The sequence below is a fragment of the Micromonospora sp. DT43 genome (assembly GCF_049841645.1).
Lineage (GTDB): Bacteria > Actinomycetota > Actinomycetes > Mycobacteriales > Micromonosporaceae > Micromonospora.
On record NZ_JBNCKR010000023.1, the window covers coordinates 14,533 to 34,461 of the forward strand.

12 protein-coding genes and 1 pseudogene are annotated in these 19,929 nt (G+C 71.1%); 7 read left to right on the top strand and 6 right to left on the bottom strand.

Annotation, left to right across the window (positions count from 1 at the left end; all coding sequences use genetic code 11):
- Positions 1 to 147: 147 nt before the first annotated feature.
- The 3 genes from ACLQ26_RS32185 to mce all read right to left on the bottom strand — a co-directional run bounded on the left by ACLQ26_RS32185 (position 148) and on the right by mce (position 3,904).
- The gene (locus ACLQ26_RS32185) at positions 148 to 1,410 is read right to left on the bottom strand and encodes a cell division protein DivIVA (protein WP_425748128.1); all 1,263 of its coding nucleotides are present in this window, start codon (positions 1,408 to 1,410) and stop codon (positions 148 to 150) included.
- Positions 1,411 to 1,695: 285 nt separating this feature from the next.
- A complete protein-coding gene (gene ccrA, locus ACLQ26_RS32190; RefSeq protein ID WP_425748129.1) occupies positions 1,696 to 3,051 on the bottom strand; it encodes a crotonyl-CoA carboxylase/reductase in 1,356 nt (451 codons plus the stop codon).
- Between the two features lie 376 nt (positions 3,052 to 3,427).
- Positions 3,428 to 3,904, bottom strand: coding sequence for a methylmalonyl-CoA epimerase (gene mce / locus ACLQ26_RS32195; protein ID WP_425748130.1), 477 nt, complete (start codon positions 3,902 to 3,904; stop codon positions 3,428 to 3,430).
- A 61-nt stretch (positions 3,905 to 3,965) separates the two neighbouring features.
- On the opposite strand from mce, the gene ACLQ26_RS32200 reads away from it, so the two are divergent.
- The 6 genes from ACLQ26_RS32200 (at position 3,966) to ACLQ26_RS32225 (ending at position 11,089) form a co-directional block, all read left to right on the top strand.
- Positions 3,966 to 5,165, top strand: coding sequence for an acetyl-CoA C-acetyltransferase (locus tag ACLQ26_RS32200; protein ID WP_425748131.1), 1,200 nt, complete (start codon positions 3,966 to 3,968; stop codon positions 5,163 to 5,165).
- 44 nt (positions 5,166 to 5,209) lie between these two features.
- On the top strand, positions 5,210 to 6,145 hold the full coding sequence (meaB, locus tag ACLQ26_RS32205; protein WP_425748179.1) for a methylmalonyl Co-A mutase-associated GTPase MeaB: 936 nt from the start codon (positions 5,210 to 5,212) through the stop codon (positions 6,143 to 6,145).
- A gap of 93 nt (positions 6,146 to 6,238) precedes the next feature.
- Positions 6,239 to 6,640: an Asp23/Gls24 family envelope stress response protein gene (locus ACLQ26_RS32210; protein ID WP_363679813.1), complete on the top strand. Its 402-nt coding sequence runs from the start codon at positions 6,239 to 6,241 to the stop codon at positions 6,638 to 6,640.
- A gap of 95 nt (positions 6,641 to 6,735) precedes the next feature.
- The gene (locus ACLQ26_RS32215; protein WP_425748132.1) at positions 6,736 to 8,424 is read left to right on the top strand and encodes an acyl-CoA mutase large subunit family protein; all 1,689 of its coding nucleotides are present in this window, start codon (positions 6,736 to 6,738) and stop codon (positions 8,422 to 8,424) included.
- 161 nt (positions 8,425 to 8,585) lie between these two features.
- A complete protein-coding gene (locus ACLQ26_RS32220; protein WP_425748133.1) occupies positions 8,586 to 9,509 on the top strand; it encodes a tetratricopeptide repeat protein in 924 nt (307 codons plus the stop codon).
- Positions 9,510 to 9,583: 74 nt separating this feature from the next.
- Complete coding sequence (locus tag ACLQ26_RS32225; RefSeq protein ID WP_425748134.1) at positions 9,584 to 11,089, top strand: arginase family protein; 1,506 nt, start codon at positions 9,584 to 9,586, stop codon at positions 11,087 to 11,089.
- 365 nt (positions 11,090 to 11,454) lie between these two features.
- Here the strand turns inward: ACLQ26_RS32225 and ACLQ26_RS32230 are convergent, their stop codons facing one another.
- Positions 11,455 to 13,413, bottom strand: a complete 1,959-nt coding sequence (locus ACLQ26_RS32230) for a penicillin-binding transpeptidase domain-containing protein (protein WP_425748135.1) — start codon at positions 13,411 to 13,413, stop codon at positions 11,455 to 11,457.
- Between the two features lie 286 nt (positions 13,414 to 13,699).
- On the opposite strand from ACLQ26_RS32230, the gene ACLQ26_RS32235 reads away from it, so the two are divergent.
- Positions 13,700 to 18,781 (top strand): NAD-glutamate dehydrogenase, encoded by a 5,082-nt coding sequence (locus tag ACLQ26_RS32235; protein ID WP_425748136.1) that lies wholly within the window; start codon positions 13,700 to 13,702, stop codon positions 18,779 to 18,781.
- A gap of 73 nt (positions 18,782 to 18,854) precedes the next feature.
- Here the strand turns inward: ACLQ26_RS32235 and ACLQ26_RS32240 are convergent, their stop codons facing one another.
- Both ACLQ26_RS32240 and ACLQ26_RS32245 read right to left on the bottom strand, forming a co-directional pair.
- Entirely contained in the window at positions 18,855 to 19,568 is a 714-nt protein-coding gene (locus ACLQ26_RS32240) for a class F sortase (protein WP_425748137.1), read from the bottom strand.
- Positions 19,552 to 19,929: pseudogene (locus ACLQ26_RS32245) on the bottom strand (hypothetical protein); the annotation flags it as partial. The pseudogene ACLQ26_RS32245 and the gene ACLQ26_RS32240, both read right to left, overlap by 17 nt.

Here is a 19,929-nt window from a genome sequence, read left to right on the forward strand (position 1 = left end):
TGGGGCGATACGGACGGCCCTTGTGGGACCTACTTCACTCCGTGGCGAGGGCGCCACACCAAGGGTTGGGAAACGCACACGGCGCGAGGTCACACCGGTCACCCAGTGTCACCTCGCGCCGTCGATGCCCCAACCTGACGCCTCGCGTCAGCCGGCGGTCTCCGCGGTCACCCGCTCCTGACCACCGTCGGTCTTCTTCGCCTCCGGCTTGGCCGCCGGAGCAGCCGCCGCCGGCACGCCGGGCACGATGCCGGCGAGCCCGGAGAGCATCTGGCCGAGCTGCGAGGTGACCGCGTCCTTCTGCCGGGTGAGGTCATCGACCTCGCGGCGGGCGGCCTGCGTGGTCAGCTCGGCCTCGGTGCGGGCCTCGGTGAGCAGGCGCTGCGACTCGGCCTTGGCCTCGTTGAGCGTCTTCTCGGAGTGCGCCTTGGCCTTGTCGATCGTCTCGGCGGCGTTGCGCTCCGACTCGACCCGGCGGGCCTCGGCGCGCTGCTCGATCTCCTTCGCGCGCTCCTGGGCGGCGCGGGCGCGCTGCTCGGCCTCGCTGACCATCTTCTGGGTCTGCGCGACCTGGGCGGCGTGCCGCTCGGACTCCTCGCGCTCGGCCTTCTCGCGCCGCTCGGCCAGCTGCAGCTCCAGGGCCTGGAGGTCCTTGTCGCGCTTGTCCCGCGCGTCGGTGAGCAGCTTGGTGGCCTCGGCACGCTTCTCCTCGGCCTCGCGGGCGGCCTTGGCCCGCTGCTGGGTGATCTCCCGCTCGGCGGTGGCACGAAGGGTGGCCACCTCCCGCTCGACTGTCGACTTCAGCTCGGCAACCTCGTGCGCGGTGACCGTACGCAGCTGCTTGGTCTCGCGGTCGGCGTCGGCGCGCAGCGTGTCGGCCTCGCGGCGGGCCTGCACGCGGACCTCGGCGGCCTCGCGCTCGGCGGCGGTGCGCAGGTTGCCGGCCTCGCGCTCGGCGCTGGCCTTCATCGCGGCGGCCTCGGCGCGGGCCTTGTCCGTGATCTCCCGGGCCTCGAGGCGGGCGGCGGAGAGGATGCCCTCCGACTCGCGCTTGGCCTCGTTGCGGTGGTCGTTGGCCTGCTCCTCGGCGAGCCGGAGGATCTGCTCGACGCGGGTGCCGAGCCCCGAGAGGGTTGGCCGGCTGTTCTCTTCGAGCTGCTTGTTCGTGTCGGTGAGCTTCTGCTCCAGCGCACTCATGCGCTGCTCGGCCTGGCGGAGGCGACGCTGGGCGTCGTTCATCCGCTGCTCAGCCTCGGCACGGGCCTGCTCGGACTGGGTCAGCGCGGCGGTCATCCGGCCGATGAAGTCATCGACCTGGTGAGTGTTGTATCCGCGCAGGCCAACGGTGAAATCTGGCTGCGAGTTCGCGTTATCGAAGAACGCGAGAGGGGAGGACTGCTGCTGGGGCATTGGGACATACTGGCAGACGCCCCAGGGTGCTTCGCAAGAGCGGTACGGAGCTTTCGTGCCCTCATTACATGGTCAACTGCCCCGACCGCCGAGGCCGGACCAATCGGCGATCTTGGCAGGTCCCGGGCGGGACGGACGCCACGCAGCGTGACGCGAAAAAGGGCCACGGGTACGCCCCGTGGCCCTTTGTTCGATCCGGATGGGTTTCCGCAAATGGGGTGGGAAGAACAATGGCCGATCACCGCATTGGCCATCGGGTGCTCATCCGTCCGGCCGGTGGCCCGCTCAGTGCCCCCGGAACCTGTTGATCGCTTCCTCGTGCCGCGCCCGCAGCTCCCCGTCGCGGACGCCCAACCCGTCGGTGGGCGCGAGGCAACGGACCCCGACCTTGCCCTGGTGCGCGTTGCGGTGCACCTCGTACGCGGCCTGACCGGTCTGCTCCAACGGGTAGGTGCGCGACACCGTCGGGTGCACCTTGCCGAGCGCGACCAGACGGTTGGCCTGCCACGCCTCGTGATAGTTCGCGAAGTGGCTGCCCACGATCCGCTTCAGGTGCATCCACAGGTAGCGGTTGTCGTACTGGTGCTGGAACCCGCTGGTGGACGCGCAGGTGACGATGGTGCCGCCGCGGCGGGCCACGAAGACGCTCGCGCCGAACGTCTCCCGGCCCGGGTGCTCGAAGACGATGTCCGGGTCCTCGCCCCCGGTCAGCTCGCGGATCCGCTCGCCGAAGCGCCGCCACTCGTCCTGGTCCTGGGTCTGCTCGTCCTGCCAGAACCGGAAGTCCTCGGCCGCCCGGTCGATGACCAGCTCCGCGCCCATCCGGCGACACAGCTCGGCCTTCTCCGGCGAGGAGACCACGCAGACCGGGATCGCGCCACCGTTGAGGGCCATCTGGGTGGCGTACCCGCCGAGGCCGCCGGACGCGCCCCAGATCAGCACCACGTCACCCTGCTTCATGTTGGCGCCGTGGTGCGAGACGAGCTGGCGGTACGCGGTGGAGTTGACCAGGCCGGGACTGGCCGCCTCCTCCCAGGTCAGGTGCCGCGGCTTGGGCATCAGCTGGTTGGCCTTGACCACTGTCAGCTCGGCCAGCCCGCCGAAGTTGGTCTCGAAACCCCAGATCCGCTGCTGCGGGTCGAGCATGGTGTCGTCGTGTCCGGCGGCGTCCTCCAGCTCGACCGAGAGGCAGTGCGCGACGACCTCGTCGCCGGCCGCCCACCGGGTCACCCCCGGGCCGGTCCGCAGCACCACGCCTGCGGCGTCCGAGCCGACCACGTGGTACGGCAGGTCGTGTCGGCGGGTCAGCTCGGAGACCCGGCCGTAGCGTTCGAGGAACCGGAAGGTGGACACCGGCTCGAAGATGCTTGTCCACACCGTGTTGTAGTTGATCGCGCTGGCCATCACCGCGATCAGCGCCTCGCCCGGCGCGAGCTCAGGCGTCGGCACCTCCTGCACGTGCAGCGCCTTGCGGGGGTCCTTGTCCCGGGTGGCCATGCCGTCGAACATCCGGGACTCCTCGGCGCGGACGACGACGCCTCGGTAACTCTCCGGCACGGGCAGTCCGGCGACGCCCGCCAGCTCACGGTCCGGGTCGTTCGATTCCTCCGCTGCCATGATCGCTTCGAGGATGTCCTGCACGGTGACCTCCGGTTCGTCCCCGCACCCGCACGGGCCCGGGTGCTGCCATCGTCGGCGCCGGCGGACACGACCACCATGTCGGCATTCGACACATCCGGCCCGGTCGCGCCCCTGTGGGCCGGGACGTTACTGAACGGTAGCTAGGGCCGGAAGGCTCTGTGAAAAACTGCATCGACCGATGCGTGAAGCTGCCCGACCACCCCGCCAACCACGCACAGAAGTGCGCGCACCGACGCGCGCGAGCCGGGGACGGACGCGCGGGAGGCGGCAACTTCGGGGATGTTGCTGCCTCAGGTGCGGCGGAGGCAGCAACATCCCCGGAGTTGCGCGGATCTTGCCGGCGTTGGCGCGGCGCGGGTGTGGCGTGCGGTGGGACTCAGTGTGCGGTGGGGGCCGGTTGGACCAGTTCGATCAGGACGCCGCCCGCGTCCTTGGGGTGCACGAAGTTGATCCGGCTGTCGGCGGTGCCACGGCGCGGAGCGTCGTAGAGCAGCCGCATCCCCCGCTCGCGCAGCGCCGCGCAGGCCACGTCGATGTCCGCCACGGTGTACGCGACCTGCTGCACGCCCGGCCCGTTGCGGTCGAGGAACTTCGCGATCGTCGACTCCGGGGTGAGCGGGGCGAGCAGCTGCACGCAGCCGCCCTCGGCGGTCGGCCCGACGGTCAGCATCGCCTCCCGTACGCCCTGCTCGGCGTTGGTCTCGGTGTGTACGCAGCGCATCCCGAACGTCCGCTGGTAGAAGTCGATCGCGGCGTCCAGGTCGGCCACGGCGATGCCGACGTGGTCAATCTTGCGAAGCCCGATGTCTGTGACGTAGTCCGCACCGGGCTCGGCGGGGGAGTTCTCAGCCATGGCGCTAGTCTGGCCGAACAATCGTTAAGGCGTACAGCTCGGCACCCCCTCGGAGGCAGGCATGGCTTCGGTGATCGTCAGCGGCGCGCGGACCCCGATGGGCCGGCTGCTGGGCAACCTCAAGGACCTTCCGGCCACCAAGCTCGGCGGTATCGCCATCAAGGCGGCCCTGGAGCGGGCCGGTGTCAGCCCGGACCAGGTCCAGTACGTGATCATGGGGCAGGTGCTCCAGGCGGGCGCCGGGCAGATCCCGGCCCGGCAGGCGGCGGTCGAGGCCGGCGTGCCGATGTCGGTGCCGGCGCTGACCATCAACAAGGTCTGCCTCTCCGGTCTGGACGCGATCGCCCTGGCCGACCAGCTCATCCGGGCCGGCGAGTTCGACATCGTGGTGGCCGGCGGCATGGAGTCGATGACAAACGCCCCGCACCTGCTGATGGGGCAGCGCACCGGCTACAAGTACGGCGACGTGGTGGTCAAGGACCACATGGCCCACGACGGGCTCAGCGACGCCTGGGACTGCTGCTCGATGGGTGAGTCGACCGAGCGGCTCGGCACGAAGCACGGCATCTCGCGCGAGGAGCAGGACGCCTTCGCCGCGGCCAGCCACCAGCGGGCGGCCGCCGCGCAGAAGAACGGCCACTTCGCCGAGGAGATCACCCCGGTGCTGATCCCGCAGCGCAAGGGCGACCCGCTGGTCATCAGCGACGACGAGGGCATTCGCCCGGACACCTCTGTCGAGTCGCTGGCCCGGCTGCGTCCCGCCTTCGCCAAGGACGGAACGATCACCGCCGGCAGCTCCTCGCCGATCTCCGACGGCGCGGCCGCGGTGGTCGTCATGAGCATGGCCAAGGCCAAGGAGCTGGGGCTGACCTGGCTGGCCGAGATCGGCGCGCACGGCAACGTGGCGGGCCCGGACAATTCGCTGCACTCGCAGCCGTCCAACGCGATCAACCACGCCCTGAAGAAGGGCGGCCTGAGCATCGAGGACCTGGACCTCATCGAGATCAACGAGGCGTTCGCGCAGGTCGGCATCCAGTCCACCCGCGACCTCGGCATCAGCTCCGACAAGGTCAACGTCAACGGCGGCGCGATCGCGCTGGGGCACCCGATCGGCATGTCCGGTGCGCGTCTCGTCCTCACCCTCGCCCTGGAGCTGAAGCGGCGCGGTGGCGGCACCGGCGCGGCCGCTCTCTGTGGCGGCGGCGGTCAGGGCGACGCGCTGATCATCCACGTGCCGGGCAAGGCTGAGTCCGACAAGTGAATCAAGAAGGCACCACGTCGGTGCGCCGTAGCCGGGACGTGCCGATGCTTGTCGAGCGGGCCCGTACCGGTGACCCCCGCGCGGTGGCCCGCCTGATCACCCTTGTGGAGAACGGCGACACCCTGCTGCCGGACATCGCCGCCGCGCTCGCCCCGTACGCCGGGCAGGCCCAGGTCGTCGGCCTCACCGGCGCACCGGGGGTGGGCAAGTCCACCACCACAAACGAGTTGGTCCGTGCGCTACGGGCGCGTGGGCACCGGGTCGGCGTGCTGGCGGTCGACCCGTCCAGCCCGTTCACCGGTGGGGCGATCCTCGGTGACCGGGTGCGTATGCAGGACCACGCCACCGATCCGGGCGTCTACATCCGGTCGATGTCCAGCCGCGGACACCTCGGCGGGCTGGCGGCGGCGACGCCGCAGGCGGTCCGCGTGCTGGAGGGCGCCGGCTGCGACGTGGTGCTTGTCGAGACGGTAGGCGTCGGGCAGGCCGAGGTGGAGGTCGCCTCGCTTGCCGACACCACGCTCGTGCTGCTCGCCCCCGGCATGGGTGACGCGATCCAGGCGGTCAAGGCGGGCATCCTGGAGATCGCCGACGTGTTCGTGGTCAACAAGGCCGACCGGGACGGCGTCGACGCCACGGTCCGCGACATCCAGGGCATGATCGCCCTCGGTGAGCGCGGCCCGGGGCAGTGGCGGCCGCAGGTGGTCCGCGCGATCGCGGCCCGGGGCGAGGGCATCGACGACATCGCCGCCGCCATCGACAAGCACCGTGGCTGGCTGGTCGAGCACGGCGAGCTGCGCCGCCGCCAGGAGGCGCGGGCCGCCGCCGAGATCGAGGCCATCGCGCTCGGCACCCTCCGCGCCCGGATCGGCTCACTTCGCGACGGTACGGAGCTGAGCACGCTCGCCGCCAAGGTGGCCGAGGGTGGCCTCGACCCGTACGCGGCGGCGGACACCCTGCTCGCCCAGCTCGCCCGCTGACCGTCCACCGGGGACAGCCTCGCGCTGCCCGACCCTTGTAGGCTCGCACCGCCCCACGGCGGTGGGGCCGGCGTGAGGAGCAGGGGAGTGGGCATGGATCACGAGGCGACCCAGGAGCTGAGCGCGGCGTCGGTTCCGGCCGGCGGCACGACGCACGTCTCCGACGAGGTGATCGAGAAGATCGCCGTCGCGGCAGCCCGCGCGGTGCCCGGGGTGGCCGAGCTGGGCGGGGACGTGGCCCGGTTCTTCAACTCGGTCCTCGACCGGGTCGGGCTGGACCAGGTGGGCGACGCCCGGCGCGGCTGCTCGGCGCACGTGACAGGCGACGCCGCCGTGGTCAATCTGGTGCTGGTGATCGAGGCCGGTCGTGCGGTGCCGGAGATCACCGCCGAGGTGCGGGCCCGGGTCACCGAGGCCGTCGAGGCGTACGGGCTGCGTGTCGACGAGGTCAACATCCGGGTCGACGACGTGGCGATGGGCGCTCCCGCCGTCTGACCTGGTTACCCGCCGGTACGGCCTTACTTAGCGATCGTTCAGGCGAGGGCTCTACACTCGACGTGCAGTCGAGGAACCGAGGAGGAGCCCTGCGCATGGACGCCGACGAGATCGACGCCGGACGGGCACGCTGGCAGGCCCGGTACGACTCCGCGCGCAAGCGGGACGCCGACTTCACCACGCTCTCCGGGATGCCTGTGGAGCCGGTCTACGGGCCTCCGGAGGGCAGCGCGTACCCGGGCTTCGAGCGGATCGGCTGGCCGGGCGAGTACCCGTACACCAGGGGTCTTCATCCGACCGGCTACCGCGGGCGGACCTGGACGATCCGGCAGTTCGCCGGCTTCGGCAACGCCCAGCAGACCAACGAGCGCTACAAGATGATCCTCGGCGCCGGTGGCGGTGGTCTCTCGGTCGCGTTCGACATGCCGACCCTGATGGGCCGCGACTCCGACGACCCGCAGGCGCTCGGCGAGGTCGGCCACTGCGGCGTCGCCATCGACACCGCCACCGACATGCAGGCGCTCTTCGACGGCATCGACCTGGCCGACGTCACCACCTCGATGACCATCTCCGGCCCGGCCGTGCCGGTGTTCTGCATGTACCTGGTCGCCGCCGAGCGGCAGGGCGCCGACCTGTCCAAGCTGGACGGCACCCTGCAGACCGACATCTTCAAGGAGTACATCGCGCAGAAGGAGTGGCTCTTCGACCCGGAGCCGCACCTGCGCCTGATCGGCGACCTGATGGAGTACTGCGCGGCCGAGATCCCGCGCTACAAGCCGCTGTCGGTCTCCGGCTACCACATCCGCGAGGCCGGCTCGACCGCCGCGCAGGAGCTGGCGTACACCCTGGCCGACGGGTTCGGCTACGTGGAGCTGGGTCTCTCGCGCGGGCTGGACGTGAACGTCTTCGCGCCGGGGCTGAGCTTCTTCTTCGACTCGCACCTCGACTTCTTCGAGGAGATCGCGAAGTTCCGCGCCGCCCGCCGGATCTGGGCCCGCTGGCTGCGCGACGTCTACGGCGCGACAAGCGAGAAGGCCCTCTGGCTGCGGTTCCACACGCAGACCGCAGGGGTGTCGCTGACCGCGCAGCAGCCGGTCAACAACGTCGTACGCACCGCCGTGGAGGCTCTCGCGGCGGTGCTGGGCGGCACCAACTCGCTGCACACCAACGCGCTGGACGAGACCCTGGCGCTGCCTACCGACGAGTCCGCCGAGATCGCCCTGCGTACCCAGCAGGTGCTGATGGAGGAGACCGGCGTGGTCAACGTGGCCGACCCGCTCGGCGGCTCCTGGTACGTCGAGGCGCTGACCGACAAGATCGAGGCCGAGGCGGAGGAGATCTTCGCCCGCATCCGGCAGCTCGGCGGGGAGGGGCCGCACCAGATCGGCCCGATGACCTCGGGCATCCTGCGCGGCATCGAGGACGGCTGGTTCACCGGGCACATCGCGGAGTCGGCCTTCGTCTACCAGCAGGCCCTGGAGAAGGGCGACAAGAAGATCGTCGGCGTCAACTGCCACACCGGCACGGTCGCCAAGGAGCTGGAGATCCTGCGCATCTCGCACGAGGTGGAGCTGGAGCAGCGCCGGGTGCTCGCCGAGCGCAAGAGCGCGCGGGACGAGCCGGCGGTCCGAGCGGCGGTCGCGCGGATGATCGAGGCCAGTCGCACCGACGAGAACATGATCCCCGCCATGCTCGACGCCGTCCGCGCCGAGGCGACCCTTGGCGAGATCTGCGACGCCCTCCGGGCCGAGTGGGGCACCTACCGCGAGCCCGCCCGCTTCTAACCTCGTCGATCGTGCGCTTTCTGTCCCGCCGAACGGGGTCGATGCCGCGTTTCGGCGACAGAAAGTGCACGATCGCGGGGGGTGGGGTGGGGCGTGAGAGTTGCAACGTCGGAGTTGTGGGTGAGCCGGTAATCCGTGCTCGCGTGCGAGACTAGGTAACCATGAGCGACCCACGGATCACCTCGTCGATCTTCACCCGCGGCGCGGTCGACCTCAGCACGCTGCGCGGCCCCGCACCAGCCAGTTCCCGCCCCGGCACACCCCCGCAGGGCGGCCCGTCCGCAGGCGTACCCGGCGCGCCGAGCGCCGGCGGCAACGCCGCCATCGTCGACGTCACCGAGGCGACCATCCAGGCCGATGTGCTCGAACGGTCGATGGCCATGCCCGTCATCGTCTTCTTCGGCGCGGCCGGCTTCCCGGAGAGCGACGAGTTCGCCCCGGTGCTGGAACGGCTGGCCGCCGAGAGCGGCGGCACCTGGGTGCTCGCCCGGGTCGACGTGCAGGAAAACCCGCGGATCGCCCAGATGTTCCGGGTCCAGGGCATCCCCATGGTCTACGCCGTCGTCGGCGGCCAGCCGATCGACGCCTTCTCCGGTGTGGTGCCCGAGGCGCAGCTCCGCCAGTGGATCCAGGCCGTGCTCAAGGCCGGCGGCGTGGCCGTCGCCGAACCGGAGGACCCGCGCCTCGACGAGGCCGACGACGCGCTCATGAGCGGCGATCTGGACGCCGCCGAGCAGGCGTACCGCAAGATCCTCGCCGACGCCCCGGCGGACGCCGCGGCCACGGCGGGCCTTGCCCAGGTCGGCGTGGCCCGCCGGGTGGCGGGCGCCGACCCGGCCACCGCGCTGGCCGCCGCCGAGAGCGCCCCCGACGACGTCGCGACCCAACTGCTTGCCGCCGACATCGAGGTGCTCAGCGGCCTGGCCGAGCAGGCGTACGCCCGGCTCGTCGACCTGGTCCGGCGCACCGCCGGCGAGGACCGCGAGGAGGTCCGCCAGCACCTGGTGTCGCTGTTCTCCATCGCCGGCCCGGACGACCCGGCGGTCGCCTCGGCCCGGCGGGCCCTGGCCAGCGCCCTGTTCTGAGTTCAATGACTTCGTAGCACGCCAGCGCGGGCCGGCGAACCGCCGGCCCGCCCGACCACCGAGGACGGGAGCTCATGATGCGCCGGATCGCCGTCCTCGACGCGCCGACAAATCTCGGCCTGCGACCGCCGACGTCCACCTCCGTGCCGGGCTGCGCCAAGGCTCCCGGCGCGTTGCGCGACCACGACCTGCTGGCCCGGCTCCGGGCCCGCGACGCCGGCTGCGTCACCCCACCGCGGTACGACCCCGGCGACTGGCGACCCGGCGACGGCGTCTGCCACGCCCGGGAGATCGCCGACTACTCCCTCGCCCTCGCCGAACGGATCGGCTCGATCATCGACCGGGGCGAGTTCCCCGTGGTGCTGGGCGGCGACTGCTCCGTGCTGCTCGGCTCCGCGCTGGCCATGCACCGCCTCGGCGAGGCGGTCGGTGGGCGGATCGGGCTGGTCTTCGTCGACGGGCACTCCGACTTCCGGCACCCCGGCAACGCCTCCTATGTCGGCGCGGCCGCCGGGGAGGACCTGGCCCTCGTCACCGGGCGCGGGCAGGCCGACCTGGCCGCGCTCGAGGGCCGCCGACCCTACTTCCGCGACATCGACGTGGTGGTGCTCGGCATCCGTGCGCAGGACGAGTACCGCCTCGACCTGCAGGCCGCGGGCATCACCACCCGACCGGTGCCGGCGCTGCGCGCCGAGGGCGCCGCCCGGACGGCCCAGTGGGCGCACGAGCAGCTCGCCGACTGCGCGGGCTACTGGGTGCACATCGACGTCGACGTGCTCGACCCCGCGGTGATGCCGGCCGTGGACGCCCCCGACCCGGGTGGCATCGCCTTCGCCGAGCTGGAGATCCTGCTCGCCGGCCTGGTCGACACCCCACACTGCCTCGGTGTCGAGCTGACCGTCTTCGACCCCGACTACGACCCGGACGGCTCGTACGCCGCCGAGATCGTCAACACAGTGGTCGCCGGTCTGGCCCCGGTCACCGCCCCGGAGGCGGTGCCGCCCCGACTGCTCTCGCCCCGACCGACACCCTCGCCCCGGCGCGGCAACGGTCGGGCCACCACCGCCACCGAGCGTTCCGATCGGCTCAGCGCGCTCGATGGGCTTGACCGTGCCGCGTCTGGTGGGCTTGACCGTGCCGCGTCTGGTGGGCTTGATCGTGCCGCGCGCGCCGCTGGACCTGCCGGCGGCGGTCGGGGTGACGAGCACGCCGGCGATGATGATCTTCCCGATGTCGAACCCGCCGACGCCCAGCCGCCTCGCGGCGGGCCTGTTGGCGTCGGTCCCTTGGGAGGCCGTTTTGCCGACGTAGATCCCTCTGGCGGCGGTTCTGCCGGCACCGGTCCCTCGGGCGGCCGTTCGTCGCTGAGCACGGTGCCGGACGATGTTGCGGCCGAGGCCGAACCACCCGGCATCCGCGTTCTGGGTCCGTCTGAGCCGTCGGGGATCGCAGCCCAGATCACCGCCACGGTCGAGCGTGAACCGGTCGGTCCGCCTGCGTCGGCCGGCCCGGGTCTGCTCCGACGACCGTCCCCGCCGGCCCAGGAACCGCCGGAGAGGCGCGAAGCCGACACCGCCTGACCAGTCCCGGCTCACCTCGCCACCAGGCCCGGCCCACCTCGCCGTGATCAACTCGGTTTCGCTGAAACCGTGGTGTCCGGGTGGCCTGGACACCACGGTTTCAGCGAAACCGAGTCGATCGTGGCGGGCAGCGGCGCGGGCGGGGCAGGGGGCGGGGGGCAGGGGGCAGGCGCTGGGCGCCAGCCGGGCCATCCGCTTTGGCTGCCCGCCCTGTGGATGTGCTGTTGAGCGGTATACCTCAGAGGTATGAATATGACTCTGAGGTATACCGCGTGCGAGCGCTTCCGGCTCCATGGAGGTGACCGAGGGTCATCGCCGGCCGCCGGCTGCGCCTACCGCCCCAGCCAGAGTTGGGGATTACTCGTCTAGCGGAGGGCGCGGAGAAAGCGCTCGGCGATCGGGACGGCCGAGGAAGTGCTGGCCCCGCCGTTCTCCACGAACACGGCGAACGCGACGTCACCCTGCCAGCCGACGAACCAGGCGTGCGTGTGGGCCGGGTTGTCGTCGTACTCGGCGGTGCCGGTCTTGCCGTACACCTCGCCGCCCGGAACGTCCTTGAGCGCGCTGCCGGTGCCGGCCGTGACCACCTCGCGCATCATCGTGCGCAGCGCCGTGACGGACTCCGGTTTGAGCTGCTCGCCGGGCGGTGCCGGCTTGGCCGGCGCCGGGTCGACCAGCAACTTCGGCTGCTCGAAGCGGCCCCGGGCGACGGCCGCGGTGGCGCCGGCCATGGCCAGGGGGCTGACCAGCGTGGTGCCCTGGCCGAACGAGGCGGCTGCCTGCTCGGCGGGGCTGCCGCCGGTCGACACCTTGCCGGGGAAGGCGTCCGTGCCGAGATCCCACTGCCCCTCCAGGCCCAGCGAGCGGCCGGCGGCGGCCAGCCCGTCGCCGCCGAGCTTCGGGGCCAGCGACGCGAAAGCCGTGTTGCAGGACTTGGCGAAGTCGGTACGGAACGGCACCGAGCCCAACTCGAAGTTGTCCGAGTTCTTGAAGGACCGGCCATCGACGGTGAAGGTCTTCTTGCACTCCACCGGCCCGTCCAGCGTGACCGCGCCCCGGTCCAGCAGACCCAGCGCGCTGACCATCTTGAACGTGGAGCCCGGCGGCACCTGCGCGGTGAAGGCCAGGTTCTCGCCGGTCGAGCCGGGACCGTTGGCGGCGGCGAGGACCGCGCCGTCGCTGACGCGGACCGCGACCAGCGCGGCTCGGTGCGACTCGGCGCGCAGGGCGCCGTCGGCCGCGTTCTGGGTGGCCACGTCCAGCGTGGTCTTGAGGGCCTGACCGGGCTTCGGCTTTTGGCGGAACAGCTCGGCGCCGGTGGGTGCCAGCTTGCCGTCCTCGTCGGGCCGCTCGACCATGACCGTCAGGCCGGGGGCGCCGCGAAGCTGCTCGTCATAGCGGCCCTGCAACCCGCCGTGCCCGACCAGGTCGCCGGTGACGTACCGGTCCGGGTGGGCGGCGAGGTCGTCGGCCTGCGCCTGGTCGACCGAGCCGAGCAGCGCGCGGGCGAACTCCCGGGTCGGGGCCAGGTCGAGCTTGTCGGACACGAACTTGGTGCCGGGCAGGTCGTAGATCCGGGACTTGATCTGGCGGTACGCCGGGTCGCGCAGGGTCACCACCTCGACGAGAGCGCCCGGGTCGGCCTCGGCCACCCGCTTGGGCAGGTCGGACAGGTCGACTGCGGGAACGAGGGCCGGCCGGATGGCCTTGAAGGCACCGTCGAGATCCTTGACCAGCTTCTTGATGTCGGTGACCTGGTTCGGTTGTACGCCCACCCGCACGACCGGGCGGGGCGACACGATCGGCTGGCCGGCCGCGTCCAGCACGCCGGCCCGGGCGCCGGTGTCGCGGCGCAACCCCAGTCGGTCACCCTTGGCGAGCTGCTCGTGGATCACCCGCGGCTCCCACATCACCTGCCACTGGTCGTCGTCGCCCTGGACGAGCCGCAGCTCCCGGTCGTACGCCCAGTGGGTCTGGCCTGGAAGCGTCCAGTCCACCCGGATCGTGGCGGTAGCGATGTTCTTGGTGATCTTCGGCTCGCCCTGGCGGGTCAGCGTGGGCGGGGTGGCCGCCAACTCGCCGGACAGCTCCTTGATCTCCTTGGCCACCTCGGTGGCCGGCAGCTTGGCGCCGGTCGTGTCGACAATCGCGACCGCCTGCAGGTCGCCGCTGCGCCAGCCGCTGAGGAAGGCGTCGACGCCGCGCTCCGGCCCGTCGTCGCCGGAGCACGCCGCCAGGACGCCGGCGGTGAGCAGGGCCGCAGTGATCGCCGCGACCCCCCGCGTGCGATTCGGCCGGTGGGGCCGGGGGTAGGACAAGGTCATGAAGCGGTCCTTCCGGTCTCGGGCTGCTCTGCACGGTAGTACGCGGAGGCTGTCCCGAACGTCCCGTGCGGGCCTCGACGTGCGGAAAGACGGGCCGGGCCGGTGTGATGAACATCGCGGGGCGGGGTATCCCGCAAGCGGCCAACCTCGGACCCGCAACGGGTGAAAGGACAAAGTCCCGATCCGGACGTCCGGCCAGTGGTCCGCCGACGAAGGCGGGAAACGACAGGCTTACGCTGGGCGGCAGAGTGACCCACAACGCGGTGGGTCGAGGGGAGTGGCACCGATGGACCGGCGTCCGGCGATCAAACCGGAACCCGACCTCCGGCAGGATGACACCGGCCGGGACGAGGACAGCTTCGATTCGGCGACCGACGGGGACGGCTACGGCCGGCTCGACACGGGCGTCACAGGGCTGACCGGGTCGAGCATCGACACCATCTACGATCTGGGCCTGCCGACCGAGGCACTGGCCGACGACGTGGAGGACGCCGAGCTCGACGAACCGGTCCCCAACGCGGAGCGCCTGGTTGCCCAGGCTGTCGCGCTCGCCGGGGACGACCACGATGCGGCGACCCTGGTCGGTCGCTTCTGGCGGTTCGCCCCGGACGAGGAGCTGGTCGGCTTCACTGCGGAGGAGATGCTCGACGCGGCCCGGGCGCACCGGGACCTGGCCCAGCAGCGGGTGCCCGGCGAGTTGAAGCTGCGCATCCACGAGCCGTACGCCGACCAACACCACACCGTCGTCGAGATCGTCACCGATGACATGCCGTTCCTTGTCGACTCGGTGACCGCGCTGCTCAACTCGTACCACCTGGACGTGCACCTGCTCGTGCACCCGCTGGTGGTGGTCCGGCGCGAGCCGCTGGGCCGCCTCACCGAGGTCTCGGCGGACGTGGAACCGGACGACGCGATCGCCGGCGACATCATCGAGAGCTGGATGCGGATCGAAATCGACCCGGTCCGGGATGCAGCCGAGCGCGACCGCCTGCGCGGTGAGCTGCAACGAGTACTCACCGACGTGCGGGAGGCCGTGGAGGACTGGCCGAAGATGCGTCAGCGTGCGCTCGCGCTCGCCGACGAGCTGGCCTCGGCCCGTACCTCGGACAATCGTCCGCCGGTGCCGGAGAAGGACATCACCGACTCGGTGGAGCTGCTGCGCTGGCTGGCGCACGACCACTTCACGTTCCTCGGCTACCGCGAGTACCGGCTGGTCGACGCCCCGGACGGGAACTCCGCCGACCCGGTGGACGGCAAGGCGCTGGAGGCGGTGCTCGGCACCGGCCTGGGCATCCTGCGCTCGGACTCGCCGGAGGCCCGGTCGCTGTCGTCGATGACGCACGAGGCACACGAGAAGGTGCTGGAGAAGCGCCTGCTCATCATCACCAAGGCCAACTCGCGGGCCACCGTGCACCGCTCGGCGTACCTGGACTACATCGGGTTCAAGATCTTCAACGAGGTCGGCGAGGTCATCGGGGAGCGGCGCTTCCTGGGCCTGTTCTCCACTGCGGCGTACCGGACCAGCGTCCGGGAGCTGCCTGTGGTACGCCGGAAGGTCGCGGAGGTGCTCGACCGCTCCGGCCTGAGCCGGCGCAGCCACTCCGGCAAGGATCTGCTGCAGATCCTGGAGACCTACCCGCGCGACGAGCTGTTCCAGATCAAGACCGACGACCTGTACCACGCGGTGATCGGTGTGCTGCGGATGGCGGGCCGCCGGCAGTTGCGGGTGTTCCTGCGCCGCGACGCGTACGGGCGGTTCATCTCCTGCCTGATCTACCTTCCCCGGGACCGGTTCACCACCCAGAACCGGCTGCGCATGCAGGACATCCTGCTGCGTGAGCTGAACGGCGTCGGGGTCGACTACACCACCCGGGTCACCGAGTCGATGCTGGCCCGGATCCACTTCATCGTCCGCACCGACCCGACCCGGCCGCCCGGCGACATCGACGCCGACCTGCTGGCCGAGGAACTGGCCGACGCGACCCGGCTCTGGGACGACGACTACCGGCTCGTGCTGGAGCGCAAGCTCGGCGACGAGCAGGCCAAGCACCTGTTCGCCAGGTACGCCGACGCGTTCCCGGAGGGCTACAAGGACGGGCACACGCCGTACGAGGCGATGAAGGACCTGGCCAAGCTGGAGCTGCTCGAGGAGCCCGGCCAGCTGGAGATGCACCTGTTCCGCAAGCAGCTGGCGCCGAGGCCGGGCACCCGCGTGCCCGGCGCGGACCTGGCCGACAGCATGAACGTGCGGTTCAAGGTCTACCGGTACGGCGAGCCGATGATGCTCTCCGCCGTGCTGCCGGTGCTGCACTCGCTCGGCGTCCGCGTCGTCGACGAGCACCCGTACGAGGTGGACCGGATCGACGGTCGGGTCTACCTGTACGACTTCGGCCTCATGCTGCCCGAGGGGCATCACGAGCTGTCCGAGGTACGCCCGCACGTGGAGAACGCGTTCGCGGCGGCGTGGCGCGGCGAGGCCGAGGTGGACCGGTTCAACGAGCTGGTGCTGCGCGCCGGGCTGACCTGGCGGCAGGTGGTGGTGCTGCGGGCGTACGCGAAGTACCTGCGGCAGGCCGGGACGGTCTTCTCGCAGGACTACATGGAGCAGACCTTCATCGCGTACCCGAAGCTCGCCAGCCTGTTGGTGGAGCTCTTCGAGACACGGTTCGCGCCGGGCGAGTTGACCGCCGAGCAGCGGCAGCAGCGCAGCGGCGAGCTGGTGGAGACGATCCGGGGCGCGCTGGACGACGTGGCGAGCCTCGACCAGGACCGGATCCTGCGCTCGTACCTGACGCTCATCGAGGCGACACTGCGGACCAGCTTCTACCAGAAGCCGGTCGGCGGGCGTCCGAAGGCGTACGTGGCGTTCAAGCTCGACCCGCAGGCCATCCCGGACCTGCCGGCGCCCCGACCGAAGTTCGAGATCTTCGTCTACTCGCCCCGGTTCGAGGGCGTGCACCTGCGGTTCGGGCCGGTGGCCCGGGGCGGGTTGCGCTGGTCCGACCGTCGGGAGGACTTCCGCACCGAGGTGCTGGGCCTGGTCAAGGCGCAGATGGTGAAGAACACCGTGATCGTGCCGGTGGGCGCCAAGGGCGGCTTCGTGCTGAAGCAGAAGCCGGGCGACCGGGACGAGGCGGTGGCCTGCTACCAGGAGTTCGTCGGCGCCATGCTCGACGTCACGGACAACATCGTCAGTGGGCACATCGTGCCGCCCGACGACGTGGTCCGGCACGACGGCGACGACCCGTACCTGGTGGTGGCCGCGGACAAGGGAACGGCGACGTTCTCCGACATCGCCAACGAGATCTCCCTGGCGCACAACTTCTGGCTGGGCGACGCGTTCGCCTCCGGCGGTTCGGCCGGCTACGACCACAAGAAGATGGGCATCACCGCCCGGGGCGCCTGGGAGTCGGTCAAGCGGCACTTCCGGGAGCTGGGCCTGGACACCCAGACCCAGGACTTCACAGTCGTCGGTGTCGGCGACATGTCCGGCGACGTGTTCGGTAACGGGATGCTGCTCTCCGAGCACATCCGGCTGGTGGCGGCCTTCGACCACCGGCACATCTTCCTGGACCCGGAACCGGACGCGGCCACCTCGTACGTGGAGCGTCGTCGACTGTTCGACCTGCCCCGCTCGTCGTGGGAGGACTACAACCCCGAGCTGATCTCGGCCGGGGGCGGCATCTTCCCGCGTACCGCGAAGTCGATCCCGATCACGCCGCAGGTCCGGGCGGCGATCGGCCTCGACGACGACGTCACCCAGCTCTCGCCACAGGAGCTGATGAAGGCGATCGTCACCGCCCCGGTGGACCTGTTCTGGAACGGCGGCATCGGCACGTACGTCAAGGCGTCCACCCAGACAAACGCGGAGGTGGGCGACAAGTCCAACGACGCGATCCGGGTGGACGGGCGCAGCCTGCGCTGCCGGGTGGCCGGCGAGGGCGGCAACCTGGGCTGGACCCAGCTCGGCCGCATCGAGTACGCGCTGACCGGTGGCCGGATCTTCTCCGACTTCATCGACAACGCGGCCGGGGTGGACACCTCCGACCACGAGGTGAACATCAAGATCCTGCTGAACACGGCTGTCGCCGACGGTGAGCTGACCACCGCCGAGCGGGACGAGCTGCTGGCCGGGATGACCGAGGAGGTCGCCGAGCTGGTGCTGCGGGACAACTACGACCAGGCTCGGGCCATCAACAACGCCCAGGCCCAGGCCGCCTCGCTGCTTCCCGTGCACCGTCGGATGATCAACGAGTTGGAGCGTTCCGGCGCGTTGGACCGGTCGCTGGAGGCGCTGCCGCCGGACGAGGAGCTGGCGGTGCGCAGCGAGTCCGGGCTGACCGCGCCGGAGTTCGCGGTGCTGCTCGCGTACGTCAAGATCGTCCTGGAACGGGAGATCCTCACCGAGGGGGTGGCCGACGAGGAGTGGACGACCGAGGTCCTGGTCAACTACTTCCCGACGCCGATGCGCGAGCGGTTCGCCGACCGGATGGGCCGGCAGCGGCTGCGCCGGGAGATCGTCACCACCGTGCTGGTGAACGAGGCGGTCAACCGGGGCGGTATCTCGTTCATCTTCCGGGTGGTCGAGGAGACGGCGGCCAGCGCGGCCGACGTGATCCGGGCGTACGTGGTGGTCCGCGAGGTGTTCGGGCTGCGCGAGGTGTGGGACGCGGTGGAGGCGCTGGACAACAAGGTCTCCCCGGAGCTGCAGACCAGCGTCTACCTGGACACCCGGCGGCTGCTCGACCGGGCGGTGCGGTGGCTGGTGACCAACCGGCGCTCGCCGATCGACGTGCCGGCCGAGATCACGCGGCTGCGCGACGGGGTGGCCCGGCTGCTGCCGGGGCTGGAGGACCTGTTCTACGGCGGTGAGCGGCAGGCCATCACGGCGCACATCGACTCGATGATCGACCGTGGTCTGCCCCGCGAGCTGGCGGAGCGGGCGACCCGACTGATGTACAGCTTCGGCCTGCTGGACGTCGTGGAGACCGCGACCCGCAGCGGACGGGACGTCGGCGAGGTGGCCTCGGTCTACTTCGTGCTCTCCGACCTGTTCCGGGTGGACTCGCTGCTGTCGAAGATCTCCCTGCTGCCGCGCGAGGACCGCTGGCAGACGCTCGCGCGGATGGCGCTGCGCTACGACCTGTACGCCGCGTTGGCCGCGCTCACCGCCGAGGTGCTCGACTCCACGCCGGAGGACCAGCCGCCGCACGAGCGGGTGCAGCAGTGGGAGCAGTCGAACGCCACGTCGATCCACCGCGCCCGCCGGGCGATGGGGGAGTTCGACGAGTCGCGGGCGGATCTCGCCGCCCTGTCCGTGCTGCTGCGTCAGATCCGCACCCTGGTGCGGACCTCCGCCGCCGCCTGATCCGGTACGCCGGAAGCGGTCCGGCCGATCGGGAAACCCCGACCGGCCGGACCGCTTCCGTGTACGCCCCGGGTCACGCCGCGAGGGTGGCGAAGACGACCACGTTGTCCTCGTAGCTCCTGGCCGCCTCGTCGAACTGGCCACCGCAGGTGACGACCCGCAGGCCGGGCCGGTCGTTCGGCCCGTACACCAGCTCGGTGGGGAAGGACGTCTTCGGGTACGACTTCACCGAGTCGACCCGGAACGTCGCCGGCTGGCCGTCCGCCCGCTGGACGGTGATCGTGTCGCCGGGCACGAGCGACCCGAGGTCGAAGAAGACGGCCGGGCCGAGCTTTGCCGAGTCCACGTGCCCGACGATCACCGCGTTACCGGTCTCGCCGGGACTCGCCCCCGGCTCGTACCAGCCGGCCCGGTCGGCCTGCTCCAACGGGGGGACCTGGACGGTGCCGTCCGGGTTGGTGCCGAGCGACATGACAGGCGCGTGGACGCCGATGCGGGGGATCTCGATCGTGGTCGGAGCGGCCCGGTCCAGGCCGGCGGCAACGTCGCCGCGCTCCCCGTCGTCCGGCGCCGAGGCGTTGCTTCCGGTGACCGTCGGCCCGGAGACCTCGGGGCCGGCCTGGGCGAGCGGCTGCGGGGGTCGGGGAGCGGGCCGGTCCTGCAACGAGGCGCCGATCATGCCGGCGCCGATCATGGCCAGGGTGACGACGACGGCCGCGCCGGCGGCACGCCACGGTTTCCCGTGACGGCCGCCGGCCCGTGTCGTCACGTCAGACGAGGGAACCATCGGTCCGCCGACGACGCATCAGAACGATCCCACCCAGCGCGGCAGCGCCGAGCAGGCCCGCGCCACTGGTGGCCAGACCACGGTCGGTCCCGGTGCTGGCGCCACCGTCACCACCGTCGACCCCGCCGTGGGGCAGTACGACCAGTTCGCCCTCGCCGCACGAGCCCTTGAGCTCGTAACGACCCGGCTTGGCGTCCTTGTCGACCTTGGCCTCGCCGTAGTACACGAACTCGCGCTCGTCGTCCGAGCCGTGCTCGTCCTTGGACTCCCAGTCCTTGCTGTCTTCGTCCTCGGACTCCCAGCTCTTGCTGTCTTCGTCCTTGGAGCCGTGCTCGTCCTTGGACTCCCAGCCCTTGTCGGA

What these genes read in the sequence shown, in the direction of transcription:
- ACLQ26_RS32235 (WP_425748136.1), top strand. Translation starts at nt 13,700, where the DNA reads ATGGACCGGCGTCCGGCGATCAAACCGGAACCCGACCTCCGGCAGGAT.
- ACLQ26_RS32185 (WP_425748128.1), bottom strand. Translation starts at nt 1,410, where the DNA reads ATGCCCCAGCAGCAGTCCTCCCCTCTCGCGTTCTTCGATAACGCGAAC.
- ACLQ26_RS32200 (WP_425748131.1), top strand. Translation starts at nt 3,966, where the DNA reads ATGGCTTCGGTGATCGTCAGCGGCGCGCGGACCCCGATGGGCCGGCTG.
- ACLQ26_RS32240 (WP_425748137.1), bottom strand. Translation starts at nt 19,568, where the DNA reads ATGGTTCCCTCGTCTGACGTGACGACACGGGCCGGCGGCCGTCACGGG.
- meaB (WP_425748179.1), top strand. Translation starts at nt 5,210, where the DNA reads ATGCTTGTCGAGCGGGCCCGTACCGGTGACCCCCGCGCGGTGGCCCGC.
- ACLQ26_RS32220 (WP_425748133.1), top strand. Translation starts at nt 8,586, where the DNA reads ATGAGCGACCCACGGATCACCTCGTCGATCTTCACCCGCGGCGCGGTC.
- ACLQ26_RS32225 (WP_425748134.1), top strand. Translation starts at nt 9,584, where the DNA reads ATGATGCGCCGGATCGCCGTCCTCGACGCGCCGACAAATCTCGGCCTG.
- ACLQ26_RS32210 (WP_363679813.1), top strand. Translation starts at nt 6,239, where the DNA reads ATGGATCACGAGGCGACCCAGGAGCTGAGCGCGGCGTCGGTTCCGGCC.
- ACLQ26_RS32230 (WP_425748135.1), bottom strand. Translation starts at nt 13,413, where the DNA reads ATGACCTTGTCCTACCCCCGGCCCCACCGGCCGAATCGCACGCGGGGG.
- ACLQ26_RS32215 (WP_425748132.1), top strand. Translation starts at nt 6,736, where the DNA reads ATGGACGCCGACGAGATCGACGCCGGACGGGCACGCTGGCAGGCCCGG.
- mce (WP_425748130.1), bottom strand. Translation starts at nt 3,904, where the DNA reads ATGGCTGAGAACTCCCCCGCCGAGCCCGGTGCGGACTACGTCACAGAC.